Origin of the sequence: Vibrio sp. 16 (assembly GCF_963681195.1) — a bacterium.
Classification (GTDB): domain Bacteria; phylum Pseudomonadota; class Gammaproteobacteria; order Enterobacterales; family Vibrionaceae; genus Vibrio; species Vibrio sinaloensis_D.
Genome location: NZ_OY808997.1, coordinates 300986 through 313926 on the forward strand (window position 1 = coordinate 300986; position 12941 = coordinate 313926).

Sequence of the window (12941 nt, forward strand, 5' to 3'; positions counted from 1 at the left end):
GCCGTTCTGGCTCTTTGCTGCGGGGTGAAATATAGAATTTCTCTGGTCGTCAGGCAATGGACATTTTATAATGTTTCAGATTAAAAAAACTAATCCAATTTATAGAAGGCCAACATGTCCAGAAGATTGCCTCCACTTAACTCACTAAAAGTGTTTGAAGCCGCCGCGCGCCATCTCAGTTTTACGCGTGCCGCGGAAGAATTATTCGTCACACAAGCTGCAGTGAGTCATCAAATCAAAGCGTTAGAAGAATTCCTTGGCTTAAAACTCTTCCGTCGTAGAAATCGCTCCTTGCTTCTTACTGAAGAAGGGCAAAGTTACTTTCTCGATATCAAAGATATCTTTACCTCACTAGCAGAAGCGACTGATAAAGTGCTGGAACGTAGTGAAAAAGGTGCGTTGACCATTAGCTTACCACCAAGTTTCGCTATTCAATGGTTGGTGCCGCGTTTGGCCGACTTTAACCAACAAGAGCCTGATATCGATGTACGCATCAAAGCCGTTGATATGGATGAAGGCTCATTAACGGACGATGTTGATGTCGCTATTTACTACGGGCGAGGAAATTGGCCTGGGTTAAGAGCCGACAAACTTTACCAAGAATTCCTAATCCCGCTCTGTTCACCGTCGCTTCTTCTTGGACCCAAACCATTAGAAACGCTAAGTGATTTGAAACAACATACGTTATTGCACGATACATCTCGAAAAGACTGGAAACAATTTGCCAAGCAGAATGGTATTGAGGGGGTGAACGTCAATCATGGTCCCATCTTCAGTCACTCGACAATGGTTCTGCAAGCAGCCGCGCATGGCCAAGGGGTGGCATTAGGTAACAACGTTCTTGCTCAGCCAGAGATGGAAGCGGGTCGTTTGATTGCGCCGTTTGATGAAGTGCTCGTCACTAAGAATGCGTTTTATGTCGTGTGTCACGAAAAACAAGCTGATATGGGACGAATTGCAACGTTTCGAGATTGGATGTTGGCAAAAGCGCAAAGTGAACAAGAGGAGTTGTTGGATGAGTAGCTATCTTATTGATGGGCAGAAAACACAGCCGATTTTTGTTTTCGCGCATGGTGCGGGGGCAGGGATGGATCATCCTTTTATGGCGGCGGTGGCCGAAGGGCTGGCAAGTAAAGGTATTCAAGTGGTGCGCTTTAATTTCCCATACATGATTAAGCGTGCGGAAGATGGCAAAAAGCGTCCGCCAGATCGTGCTCCAAAGTTGCTGGAAGCGTATCAAGCTGTGATTGCTGATGTCGCAGGCCAGAAGCCGGTCGTGATTGGTGGCAAGTCGATGGGGGGGCGAATGGCAAGTCTTCTATCAGGTGAGAGCCAAGTGGCCGGCGTTGCTTGTTTGGGTTTTCCATTTCATCCTCCTGGCAAACCTGAAAACTACAAGGGTGCGCACTTAGCCGAACTCGATAAGCCAACACTCATCCTTCAAGGAGAGCGTGACACCTTTGGTAAAAAGGAGGAGTTCTCCGATTTTGACTTGTCTTCAGCGGTGCAAGTTGAGTTTATTCCTGATGGGGACCACAGTTTTAAACCACGCAAAAGCTCTGGCTATACGGAGCAAGGCAATATTGAGTTAGCGGTCGATAAGTTAGCTCAGTTCATCTTCGAGGTTCAGCGTGAAAAGTAAGCAGTTACTTACCATCGGTGGTTTGTTTGCGGGTACTGGCGTAGTGCTTGGCGCATTTGCTGCGCATGGGCTAAAGAAAACACTCACTCCGTATTTGTTAGATGTGTTTAACACAGGCGTTCAGTATCAATTTATCCATGCTATTGGGATAATCTTATGCGGCGCTCTGTTGCTGATAAAATTACCACCTAAGTCACAAAAATATTTCTTCCTAGCCGCGATTTGCTTTATCATCGGCATCTTTTGTTTTAGCGGCAGCCTTTACGCTTTAGCCATAACGGGAATCAAATGGTTTGGTCCAGTCACGCCATTCGGTGGATTGACGTTTATGCTTGGGTGGGGAATGTTCGTTTACGCAGCACTACAGATTAAAGAGGTGAATCAGTGAAACAATTAATGCTCTATTGCCGCAGCGGCTTTGAAAAAGAGTGTGCAGGTGAAATTCAAGATCGTGCCACTCAGCTAGAAGTGTTTGGTTTCCCTCGCGTTAAGAAAAACAGTGGCTACGTTATTTTTGAATGTTACCAAGAAGGTGACGCGCAGCGATTGGTTAAAGAACTCGATTTTAAGTCTTTGATCTTCGCTCGCCAGATCTTTGCGGTTGCGGCTGAAATCCAAGAGTTGCCACGTGAAGACCGTATTTCCCCAATCTTGCACGATCTGAGCTATGTAGAAACCATGCCTCGTTGTGGCGATATTCGTGTTGAAACGCCCGACACCAATGAAGCAAAAGAGTTACTGAAATTCTGCCGTAAGTTCACCGTACCTATGCGTCAAGCGCTTCGCGGAAAAGGCATTTTGTTTCCAAAAGACAGCCCGAAAAAGCCTGTGTTACACATCTGCTTTGTTGCGCCTGGCCACTGTTTTGTCGGTTACTCTCTGCCAACAAACAACTCGCAGTTCTTTATGGGTATTCCTCGACTCAAGTTCCCAGCGGATGCACCAAGTCGCTCTACGCTAAAACTTGAAGAAGCATTTCATGTCTTTATCCCTCGTGAAGAGTGGGACGAGCGTCTTGCTGCTGGCATGTGGGGAGTGGACCTTGGTGCTTGCCCTGGCGGTTGGACGTATCAGCTTGTGAAACGCTCGATGTTTGTTCACTCAGTTGATAATGGCATGATGGCAGACAGCCTGATGGAAACCGGTCAAGTAAAGCATCACCAAGAAGATGGCTTTAAATTTGAACCTGCGCGTAAGAACGTCACTTGGCTTGTTTGTGACATGATTGAAAAGCCGTCTCGCGTTGCTCAGTTGATGGGCGAGTGGATCATCAGTGGTTGGGCTAAAGAAGCGATCTTTAACCTTAAATTGCCGATGAAAGGGCGTTACGATGAAGTGCTTCAGGATATTGAAAATCTGAAAATCTTCTTAAAAGACAATGAGGTAAAGTTCAAGCTGCAGGCTAAGCACCTTTACCATGACCGTGAAGAAATCACCGTCCATGTCCAGTGCTTGTCGAATATCTCACCGCGATAGTTAAACCAACAAAAACGCTCCGATTGGAGCGTTTTTTGTGGCAGAAGTACTAAGGGCAACCGACCTTAATTAGACGTTGGCCACATTTCCCATAGTTGTGACTCCATCGTGTTTTCAGCGCTGTCATCAATCATCGAGAAGAAATCTAACCCTGTCTGCTGTTCCACGTCATCGACTGTAGTGACAAAGTTTGCTAGCTCGCTGCCAGACACATCACGGTGCGGCACGATAAAGGCAATCGCGTCATTAAAGTAAGGGTCTAAGATGACCTTGTAAAACGCGCTTGGAATCACCACGCCATCACCAATGGTGCTTTCATTGCCGTTATAAATTGGTCCGGTGACCACGTACACTTCATTGTACTCATTAGTGACATCGCGCACGTGCTCTTCAAGTAAACGCCATCCTACACGGTTGAACCCCGGAAGTTGTGGCGACATATTACTCATAAGAAAACTCTGCTTCATAGATTCTTGAGTAAAGTCCATCGCCGCTGAAGGGGCCAAATGACCGCGGTCGTAACCAGAGCTTCGATAGTCATCCAAGGTTGATTGCGCATAGTCAGGCAGCTCAGCGTCGATTTTAAAGCTGTTGCTCCGCTTGTAACTGGCGTTAACGCTTTCAGCAGTGAGGTGATACGCCACCCAGTCGGCGTTCTTCGTTTGATAGTTGTAGCCAACGGCATATCCGTCACGGCATAACAGTTGATCTGAAAGTTCTGAGGGTGTGCCCATCGCAAGGTGCTGACCACATGTGGCAGCCAAAGCGGGTAGAGAGAATAGACAAGTAAGGGAGAGAATTAGACCTTTTTTCATTATTGTGCTCCTTGTTAGTGGAGCACTAAAAATAGATTAATCAGTAGCGGCTTCTGTGATGAAAGTGCGACTTTGCACCGTACTTGATCGGGTAAGAGCTAGGTAACTGTCGAAGTTGAGAGGGCAACGGTTTACCCAACAGTTAAGTTTAACAACCGTAAACTAATCAATGACTTACTAATAAACACGCCGTGAGAACGTGATGTACTGAGTCCTAAGCGGTTTGCGGACCAGTATAGCGAATCGCTTGCAAGTTAAAGCCGAGTTCGATGTCTGTTTTTAACGCAGCAATCTGTTTGCAACGTCGAGCCGAATCGATGTGTTCGTCGAGCTTCTTCCGATATTTGCTTGGCAACTCGTCGCTGGCGTAGGCGGCTTCGATATCGTCAAACTGGGTCAAGATCTCTTTCGCAGCTTTAGGACCAATACCCGGCACTCCTGGAACTTGGCTCGAACTCACCCCTGTAAGACCCCAGTAATCGGCCAGTTGCTTTGGCGTGACACCAAACTCTTTTTCGATAAAAGGCGCATCTAGCCAACGGTGCTGGAAGTAGTCTCGGATCTGCAGTGTCGGAGAGAGCAACTGACAGTATCCTTTGTCCGTAGAAATGATGGTGACCTTTTCACCATGATTGGCCACCTTCATGGCGAGCGTCGCGACCAAATCATCCGCTTCATCGCCATCCGACAGGAGCGAATCAATGCCCAGTTGCCACCAAGCATCTTGAATGGACTCTAATCCGTTTAACAGCGGCTCAGGCATTGGCTTTCGGTTCTGTTTATATTCAGGCAGGATCTCCGCGCGCCAGCCACGTTCTTGGAGGTGGTGATCGAAAACCGCAATCATGTGACTCGGTTGGGATTCTTTGATGATTTTATTCAGCGTTCGCGTCGTGGTGGTGATGGTTCTTGCTATATCGTTAGGATCCGGTTGTGCGGAGTGAACGCGTCGGATTAAGTTAAGGGCATCGATAATAACAAGATGAATAGACATAAAACTCAAAAAATAAGGGCATTAAGCCCTTATTGTATCGAATGAGAGTGAGAATACCACCGCTAGCCTGTCTTGATCTCGTAGCAAGGCTCGTAAGCTGAGCCTCCAGGCAGTTTCATTCTATCTTGCTCTACGAAATCGCGGAGCAACTTGTCCATTTTCTTCATTAAGCTGCTATCGCCGTCGAGCTTAAATCGACCGTGACGCTCAATTTCACGAATGCCTTCTGCTTTCACGTTACCCGCGACAATACCTGAGAAGGCTTGGCGTAAAGCGGCGGCGAGATTCTCTGGTCTTTGATTAAGGTGCAAATCGAGGCTGGCCATATTGTCATGGGTTGGCTCGAAGGGGAGCTGGAACTCAGGTTCGATTTTGAGCGACCAGTTAAAGCTGTAGGCGTCACCGGTATCTTTGCGGTACTGGCGAACATCCGTCATGCTTTGCTTCATGATTTGTGCAACGCGAGCTGGATCATCGACCACGATCTCATAGTGTTTTTGTGCATCTTCACCCAGAGTCTCACCGATAAAACGGTCAATAGAGCGGAAGTACTCTTCACTCTCTTTTGGTCCGGTCAGCACAATTGGCAACGGTTGATCTTTGTTCTCTGGGTGCATCATGATGCCAAGAATGTAGAGAAGTTCTTCGGCCGTTCCTGCGCCGCCAGGGAAAATGACGATGCCATGCGCCATGCGCACGAATGCCTCGAGACGCTTCTCAATGTCTGGCATGATCACCAGCTCATTGACGATAGGGTTTGGTGGCTCTGCCGCGATGATTGACGGTTCTGTAAGGCCGAGGTAACGCTGATCGTAGTAGCGCTGTTTGGCATGACCGATCGCCGCCCCCTTCATTGGACCTTCCATGGCACCTGGGCCACAACCAGTACAGATATTGAGTTCACGTAAGCCTAGCTCATGGCCGACTTCACGTGTGTATTGGTACTCTGTTGCATTTATTGAGTGACCGCCCCAACAGACCACTAGGTTGGGTTCAATACCCGGGGTCAGCGCGCCAGCATTGCGTAAGATACCAAAGACGAGGTTAGTAATGTGGCTGGCGTTGGTGAGGTTGAGCCGCTGGTTGTCGGCCAAATGCATGTTAACGTAGACGATGTCACGCAGAACAGAGAACAAGTGCTCCTGAATTCCTTTGATGATTTCACCGTCGACAAACGCATGCTCTGGTGCATTGTGCAGCTCGAGCTTGATGCCGCGCTCTCGGCGCACCACATTAACGTCGAAGGATTTGTATTTGTCTAATAGCTCTTTTGAGTTATCGGTGTGACTGCCTGAATTCAAAACCGCCAACGTACAGTTGCGGTAAAGCTGGTAGAGATCACTGGCAGCGGTTTTTTTAAGGCGCTCAACTTCAAGTTGAGAGAGTAGATCCATACTACCAGCTGGACTGATATGAGTGATCATAAGAACCTCCTTGACTAGAGACGAACTCTCCAAGAGTCGCTAATTATTATTGTCCTCAGTCATTGTTGTTATTGTTCAATAAACAGGTAGGACTTTAGTTAGCTTAGCACGCTTAAATGGTTTTATAGCTAACTATTTGATATTTCTATGACAATGGTAGGAATTTATTAGGACTATTTCCACACAAGCTGATTGGTGCCAATCGCTTTGCCTTCTTTAAGGAAGAGGTTCAAACGTTCCAGTAATTCTTCTGGTGTATCAGATTCTTTGAAGGCAGTACTGGATGCCGACAAGGTAATGGTGAGGTGCTGATCTCTAAACTTGAATGGCAGTTTAGATACTTGACCTTGGATGGTTTGGATAAGGTTAAAGCAGTCAGAGTCAGAGCGTTCAGGCAAAAGAATAATAAATTCCTCACCGCCAAAACGAGCCACGGTGTCGGTCTCTGAAAGCTCTTTTTTGATCGTTCGGGCGATGATCTTGAGGGCTTTGTCACCTGCAGTATAACCAAAGCTATCATTGATGGTTTTAAAACCATCGACATCAAATAGGATGACTCTTAGGTTGTGCTGCGCGCGAATCCAACGACGATACTCGAGCTCCATACGATCGCCAAATGCGGTTCGGTTATAGACTTTTGTGAGTGGGTCTAACAGCATTCGTTGAGCTTGGTCTTCCAGTCGACGTCGGTAATCTTGAGTCATTTCAAACAGTGCCTCAAGTTGACCTTTGCCATAATTCATTCGCTCTATCAGCGCTTGTTCTCGCTGCTCGGCATGACGAAGGCGCTCGGAGAGAGAGTTTAACTGTGCCACAAGTGGGTTAACTTCAGACTTGAGTTGGCTTAGGTCTGTCGCGGAAGCCACTTTTGCTTCGGTTTGCTCGATCAACCCAGACAGTTCGTCGTTCATCTCTTGGCGCTGTTCAAAGTAGCTTTGCGATTGACTGACGTTTTGTTCAGAGCTTTTCATCGAAGAAGAGAGTGAGGTGTTGACTTGCTCTAGGAATTGCTCCGATGTTTTACGCTCAAACTGAGTACCTTCAATGACGAGTTTCAGCGTTTGGAGCGTCAACTCAAGTAACGAGTGGGTATTCACACCAACGAGAAGTTTGGCGCGAATGTCGATCAGCAGCTCGCCCGATTCACCCTCGAAATCGAGTTCGGTGATCAGATGCTGGAGTTCGTCAGAGAGCCGAGTTAGAAGTTCACGATTTGAGCTGCTTGAAATTTGGCAAAGTGGGGTGTCTGGGTTTGAGGTGATGATTTTGATTGAGCGCTCGTACAAACCAAGCAACTTCATGGCCTGTTCGGCTTTCGGTCGTTGAAGCCCTTTCGAGTAACTCAATAGATCACGCAGATCGCGTTTCACCTTGGCTGGTAACCCAGTCAGGCGCAGTAGTGTTTCGCCGCTGTGTTGAATCTGAGCGTCGAGATGTTCCGTCTGTTTTTCCATAGCCAAGCCTTGTTGTTTAAGCAAGCGCTCAAGCACCGCAAGTTTGGGTATGAGGGAGCTGACATCTTGTTGTTGTTCGAGTGCCTGTTTTAGCTCAATCAGCCCAGTTTTAAGTCGCGGGTCTTCACTTCTGTGAGCGTCAGTCATAGATGCAATGATGCGCTTGAGTACCTTCTGCTCTCTCTTAAATTTGAACGAGGTATCTCTCTGTGTCAATCGGACTTGTTCCAATTGAGATTTCAGATTGTGCAGCTGTGACTGAAGATCTTGCTCTAGGACGCCCATCAAAACTTAACTTACAGACAGGCGGAATGGTCCACCTCTATTTATGAATTTATTGATAATATCAAATAAAACTCATCCGTCACGGGTTACAACGTTTGATTGATGAGGTTTTACTCATCTTTTAATAGTTTTTTGATGCTGTCCTCATTCTTGTACGAAGAGTGCACCTTTATTAGCCCTTGATTTATAGAATGCTTGCAGGCCTTGCGTATATTACCTGTTGCTAAACTGGCTGCTGGCGCATTTTCAATGGCTTTTAGGTAGACCCATTGGCTGCAATGTTCTTTCATGCTCAGCGTACGAGCAGTACTGGTTGACATTAGTAGCACATCAACTAGTTCCTTATCATTAACCGCGGTATACGCTCTAGGTAGGAAAGGATAGTCAGCCATGCCCATACGAATGATGCGATTGATGCGGCGTTCTGGCTCAAACTCCATCACCCACTGTTGAATTTTGTTGAACAACTCTTCTGGGTCACTCATTTGCTCTTTATTCGGTTCTATATAAAGCAGGTTCGCGTCCGAGAAGTGATAGATACGCGCAGGTGATTCGATTTTCTCTCGCAAGTAATCGCCAAACGCGCGCTCAAGTTTTAGCCCTTCTTCATAACCGTGTTGCAAATACATGTTGCGAAGGAATGGGACGTCAATCATCACAAAGCGAAGCCGATCATTAAGCGGTTCGTGGATCAATTCGCCCACGTGCCACTGCTCAAACTTGCTGATGCTCTCTTCAAGTGATGCTGGTAAACGGGCATTGAGCATTCTTAAATTGCGTAGGCCAGATCGAGAGTGGGTGAATAAGTCTTGGTTTAGTCTGTCGAGTTCTTCACGTTGGACATTAATTATGTGGCCGCGACGAAGAATGAATACAAACAGCAACGCACATAGTACAAACAGTGTGAAGGTGATTTTTTGGAACTTGTGATACTCGGTTCGCGTCTGTTCTAACTCTTCTTTTTGACCAGTGAGATGCAAAGTTTGCTCGACAAACTCTTTTTGCTGGCGAAACGCATCTTCGTTCAAGAGATCAATCTCTTGCTGTTCAATGTTCGCTAGCGAGTTGTATTGCTTGAGGTACTCAAGTGATTGTCGATAATCGCCCTTGAGTTCATAGCCCAAGTAGAGCAACTGATAGGCGGATTTCTGGGTACTGATATCGGACGATTGCTGGGCAATTTCCAACGCTTGTTGCGCTTTTTCGATTACCTTTTCGGCGTTAAATTGATGCCTCGCCAACCCAGATTCTAGCAATAGGGCGTACGCTTTTAGGCGCGGGATATCTGCATATTCGAGTAGCTTTTGTGCTCGGTCCAAGTACTGCTCAGCCAAGGGGAAGTTGACCAAATGCAAATAGGTGGCAGCGAGTGATACGCGGATGTCGATGACGCTTTCAATGTTGTTTTGAATGCGCTCATGGTCCATGGCGTTAAAGTAATGAACGAGAGCAAGGTTGTATTTACCTTGGTGGTAATAAATATCGCCCATTCGCTTTAAAATTGGAGCGAGTAGCGGAGAGTGTTCGTAATTGTCGTAAAAGTCTGCGGCTTGAGATAAGTGCTCGTTGGCTTTATCCAGCACTTTTCGTTCATAGAACAACTGGCCAAGTAAGCGGTTTACTTTTGCCAGTTCAACGCCTGAATCACTTTCGATGGCTCTCCAGTAACTGAAGAGTAGCTCAGAGAGCGCCGGGTTGTATTTTTTCGCGGCGAGATAGTGGCTTCCCAACGTTGTGTGGTAGCTGATCATGACTTGGTTAGATTTTGCTTCGTCGGAATAGGGTTTTGCCTGCAAGTAAAGTCTATCGGCAACGCTCATATCCCCTTCCGCAGAGGCGATGTCAGCCAGCAGCATGGTGTGTTTGTATTGTAGACCACGCGCCAATTGCTGCGGGTTTTGGATTTCTCCAAACGACGTTTCCCACTCTTCCAGTGCTTTTCTTGCCGTAATGGCATCGCCCGAAATCTGCCATCGAAGTCGGATATCAACCAAGCGAATATCCAGCAGTAAGTAAGGAAGATTGTAGTTGGTGGCCAGCACTGCTGCTTCTTTTAAATGGCGAAGCGCGTCACGCTGGTTACCGAGGTTGAACTCGGCACGCGCGAGAATTCGTAGTGCGTCGATTGTCCCACCGGGAGTACGTGTCCGTGCATCCGTTTCATCACGTGAGATGGAAGAGGGGCTTTTCTCGGTTTTGTCAGTCAAAGTACGCTGAGTAATATAGTCAGTCGCGAGCTGCTTGGCTTGCTTAGGGACGATATCCACCAAACTGTTTGCCTCGCTTAACATTGGCGATGAATAAACAGTCGCAAATGCCAGCGAAGAGGAGAACAGCAGTATTAGTGCGCCAATATGGCGTGCCCAGCGTAGTAAATTCATGCTTGTCCGAGTCCTTATTGACGGGCCATACGTTGGTTGTGTGCCGGCTGAGCATCTTGATTGGAGCGGTATGGGTTGATGTCCAATCCACCTCGACGAGTGTAGCGAGCATAGACAGTCAATTGCTGCGGCTGGCAGAACTTCATGATGTCAGTAAAGATACGCTCAACGCATTGCTCATGAAATTCATTGTGCTCTCGGAAAGAGACAATGTAACGCAGCAGCGCTTCACGGTTGATTTTATTGCCGCGATAGCGAATCTCGACGCTGCCCCAATCTGGTTGGTTGGTGATCAAGCAGTTTGATTTTAGTAGGTGGCTGTGAAGGCTCTCTTCAACAACCTCATTGTCAGTGGCATTTTGCAGCAGAGTTTCGTCGAAATCGTAGTGGGTGATTTCAATGTCTTGGTCATCGATACATTCACCATCCATCGATACGATGACTGAATCTGTGTAATCGACCACCGAACGTAGTGTAACGGCAACGGTTTCACCAGCGCACTGAGACAGATCTTGGATGAGTGTGTTTTCTACCTCATCCCAGCTAGAAAAACGCGTTTGATTGAAGCTGTTTAAGTAGAGTTTGAACGATTTGGATTCGATCAGGTTTGCGCTGGTGGCAGGGATCGAAACTTCACCGACCGCGACTTGCGGCAAGCCTTTTTCATTAAGCCAAGATAGCTCATACAATGTCCAAATATCGCAGCCTTGGAATGGCAGTTCGTCACCAAGGTTGAGGTCGTCTCGGTTCAAGCTGCGTGGTACAGGTTGCAAAAGGCTAGGGTCGTATTGATTTGAGTAATCTGTTTTTTGGCCAAGGGTTAGGCCAGCAAGCTCTTTTGCGTCAGAATATTTGCTCATACTTTTGTTCATTTTCTATTAGAATGTCGAGAATTTTACGCAATCTCGCCTCTAAAAGCGACCATTCATGTTGGAGAATCTAATGGCTGATAATGCTCAACAAGCGTTACTCACATTCACTGAAAACTACCACCAAGCTTACCTTGACGCTCATGGTCATCTTCCGCGCAGTGAAGAGTTGTACGATCTTGTCTCACCATGTGTTGAAAGCAAAAGTGACGGTGCAGTGGATTGGAAAGCGTTTGTCAGAGAGCAGCAAGCCGAATTTTCGAACGTGGAAGCAGGCATTGAGTTGACGCTACATGAAGACATTAAACTCTTTTATGGCGTCCAATATTGTGGAGATATGGAGGCTACGTGGAATGGTAACGAACTGACGTTGCTGCAAGTTTGGAGTGACGACGATTTTGTTCGCTTACAAGAAAACATTCTTGGTCATTTGGTGACTCAGCGCCGACTCAAACTGAAACCTACGGTGTTTATTGCGGCGACTGATGCGGAATTGGATGTCATTTCAATTTGCAACTTAACGGGTCAAGTTATTCTTGAACGGTTGGGGACCGATAAGCGTGATGTTTTGGCTCAAAACGTCGCCGAGTTTTTAGCTAAGCTTGAGCCTGTGGTGTAACCATGTACGTAGTTGAACTTCAATTTGAGTGTTTCGATAACACCACTATCTCTGCGGTGGATAAGGCGATTAATGGCTTAATGGATGCGTTGCGTTACAACGGTCAAGTGTTAGGGCGAGAGTTTCCTATCGTGATGGGCGACGGTGAGTTTTTCGTTCGTGCAGTGTGCCCAGAGCAACAGAGTTTGCATCCAAACAACCACTCTGACTTTGTGAATGTTTGTATCCGCCGCCTTTCGGATGCGTCTCTTTTGGCACCTAAGGTCCGTTTGCTGGGTCGAGATATTAACTCAGAGGAAGCGGCAGAAGAGGGCGCCCCAAGTTGGCAAGTGCTATACACGACTTACGTTCACACCTGCTCACCGCTGAGAAGTGGTGATACCTTGCTGCCTATTCCACTGTATCGAAATGGTCCAACTCTTAATGGCGATCACAAAGCGGTGATTAAGTGGCAAACGGAGTGGCAAGCCTGCGATGAAATCCAAATGGCGGGGGGATGTCGAGCAGAGCATGCCGCATTGCACGAGATTTGTGATGCTGACAGTGTGCTATTTAAGCGCGGTTGGGACTTGCGTGGTCGAATTGAATACATCACTAAAGTCCCTACCTATTATTACCAGTACCGAGTGGGGGGCCAAAGTCTTGCTGATGAAAAAGCGCGCAAGTGCCCCAAGTGTGGGGGTGATTGGTTGTTGGATGAACCGCTACACGACATCTTCTATTTCAAATGTGATGACTGCCGGATAGTCTCCAATATGTCGTGGGACCATATAAAGTAGTGATAATCAACCTCTCTTCGGAGAGGTTTTTTTGTAGCTAAAGCACGACAGAAAGTGTGAAAACAAATCCTTTTTGTCGTGAGGATTTGAAACTTGATAGGAGATCATGCGGTTAGCAAATGATTGAATAATATGAAAACGCTATACTGTTTTTTGTTTAAAACTGTTCATTCGTTGCGCGCGGCTTAAGGGAATATTGCCGC

General features: G+C 47.0%; 12 protein-coding genes. 6 read left to right on the forward strand and 6 right to left on the reverse strand.

Translation table 11 applies throughout. The annotated features are described in order from the left end of the window. Nucleotides 1-114 precede the first annotated feature (114 nt). From U9J37_RS01350 to rlmM, 4 genes are read left to right on the forward strand one after another with little or no spacing between them, the layout of a single operon-like run. The gene (locus tag U9J37_RS01350; protein ID WP_038140155.1) at nt 115-1023 is read left to right on the forward strand and encodes a transcriptional regulator GcvA; all 909 of its coding nucleotides are present in this window, start codon (nt 115-117) and stop codon (nt 1021-1023) included. Next, nucleotides 1016-1642, forward strand: coding sequence for an alpha/beta fold hydrolase (locus U9J37_RS01355; RefSeq protein WP_322413857.1), 627 nt, complete (start codon nt 1016-1018; stop codon nt 1640-1642). Before U9J37_RS01350 ends, U9J37_RS01355 begins: the two co-directional genes overlap by 8 nt. Further along, nucleotides 1632-2030 (forward strand): DUF423 domain-containing protein, encoded by a 399-nt coding sequence (locus tag U9J37_RS01360; protein WP_005471814.1) that lies wholly within the window; start codon nt 1632-1634, stop codon nt 2028-2030. Before U9J37_RS01355 ends, U9J37_RS01360 begins: the two co-directional genes overlap by 11 nt. After that, nucleotides 2027-3118: a 23S rRNA (cytidine(2498)-2'-O)-methyltransferase RlmM gene (gene rlmM, locus U9J37_RS01365; RefSeq protein ID WP_038217771.1), complete on the forward strand. Its 1092-nt coding sequence runs from the start codon at nt 2027-2029 to the stop codon at nt 3116-3118. Before U9J37_RS01360 ends, rlmM begins: the two co-directional genes overlap by 4 nt. 65 nt (nt 3119-3183) lie before the next feature. Here the strand turns inward: rlmM and U9J37_RS01370 are convergent, their stop codons facing one another. The 6 genes from U9J37_RS01370 to queF form a co-directional block, all read right to left on the reverse strand. Then, a complete protein-coding gene (locus U9J37_RS01370; RefSeq protein ID WP_005471847.1) occupies nt 3184-3933 on the reverse strand; it encodes a DNA/RNA non-specific endonuclease in 750 nt (249 codons plus the stop codon). Between the two features lie 214 nt (nt 3934-4147). After that, nucleotides 4148-4927: a flap endonuclease Xni gene (gene xni, locus U9J37_RS01375; RefSeq protein ID WP_005471615.1), complete on the reverse strand. Its 780-nt coding sequence runs from the start codon at nt 4925-4927 to the stop codon at nt 4148-4150. A 62-nt stretch (nt 4928-4989) separates the two neighbouring features. Next, on the reverse strand, nt 4990-6351 hold the full coding sequence (gene ppnN / locus U9J37_RS01380; RefSeq protein ID WP_038190039.1) for a nucleotide 5'-monophosphate nucleosidase PpnN: 1362 nt from the start codon (nt 6349-6351) through the stop codon (nt 4990-4992). A 173-nt stretch (nt 6352-6524) separates the two neighbouring features. Beyond that, nucleotides 6525-8090: a GGDEF domain-containing protein gene (locus tag U9J37_RS01385; RefSeq protein ID WP_005471687.1), complete on the reverse strand. Its 1566-nt coding sequence runs from the start codon at nt 8088-8090 to the stop codon at nt 6525-6527. Between the two features lie 110 nt (nt 8091-8200). Next, on the reverse strand, nt 8201-10471 hold the full coding sequence (locus U9J37_RS01390) for a tetratricopeptide repeat protein (RefSeq protein WP_043886853.1): 2271 nt from the start codon (nt 10469-10471) through the stop codon (nt 8201-8203). A 14-nt stretch (nt 10472-10485) separates the two neighbouring features. Then, nucleotides 10486-11331 carry an NADPH-dependent 7-cyano-7-deazaguanine reductase QueF gene (gene queF / locus U9J37_RS01395; protein ID WP_038217762.1) on the reverse strand — a complete coding sequence of 282 codons (846 nt, stop codon included), beginning with the start codon at nt 11329-11331 and terminating at the stop codon, nt 10486-10488. An 82-nt stretch (nt 11332-11413) separates the two neighbouring features. Between queF and syd the strand changes: the two genes are divergently transcribed. Continuing rightward, the gene (gene syd, locus U9J37_RS01400; protein ID WP_043886852.1) at nt 11414-11959 is read left to right on the forward strand and encodes a SecY-interacting protein; all 546 of its coding nucleotides are present in this window, start codon (nt 11414-11416) and stop codon (nt 11957-11959) included. Nucleotides 11960-11961: 2 nt separating this feature from the next. Beyond that, nucleotides 11962-12738 carry a Zn-ribbon-containing protein gene (locus tag U9J37_RS01405; protein WP_005471839.1) on the forward strand — a complete coding sequence of 259 codons (777 nt, stop codon included), beginning with the start codon at nt 11962-11964 and terminating at the stop codon, nt 12736-12738. The last annotated feature ends 203 nt before the right edge of the window (nt 12739-12941 follow it).

Excerpts from the sequence above, each read along its gene's own strand:
- U9J37_RS01350 (WP_038140155.1), top strand. The coding sequence starts at position 115 with ATGTCCAGAAGATTGCCTCCACTTAACTCACTAAAAGTGTTTGAAGCC.
- U9J37_RS01355 (WP_322413857.1), top strand. The coding sequence starts at position 1,016 with ATGAGTAGCTATCTTATTGATGGGCAGAAAACACAGCCGATTTTTGTT.
- U9J37_RS01370 (WP_005471847.1), bottom strand. The coding sequence starts at position 3,933 with ATGAAAAAAGGTCTAATTCTCTCCCTTACTTGTCTATTCTCTCTACCC.
- xni (WP_005471615.1), bottom strand. The coding sequence starts at position 4,927 with ATGTCTATTCATCTTGTTATTATCGATGCCCTTAACTTAATCCGACGC.
- ppnN (WP_038190039.1), bottom strand. The coding sequence starts at position 6,351 with ATGATCACTCATATCAGTCCAGCTGGTAGTATGGATCTACTCTCTCAA.
- U9J37_RS01385 (WP_005471687.1), bottom strand. The coding sequence starts at position 8,090 with ATGGGCGTCCTAGAGCAAGATCTTCAGTCACAGCTGCACAATCTGAAA.
- U9J37_RS01390 (WP_043886853.1), bottom strand. The coding sequence starts at position 10,471 with ATGAATTTACTACGCTGGGCACGCCATATTGGCGCACTAATACTGCTG.
- queF (WP_038217762.1), bottom strand. The coding sequence starts at position 11,331 with ATGAGCAAATATTCTGACGCAAAAGAGCTTGCTGGCCTAACCCTTGGC.
- syd (WP_043886852.1), top strand. The coding sequence starts at position 11,414 with ATGGCTGATAATGCTCAACAAGCGTTACTCACATTCACTGAAAACTAC.
- U9J37_RS01405 (WP_005471839.1), top strand. The coding sequence starts at position 11,962 with ATGTACGTAGTTGAACTTCAATTTGAGTGTTTCGATAACACCACTATC.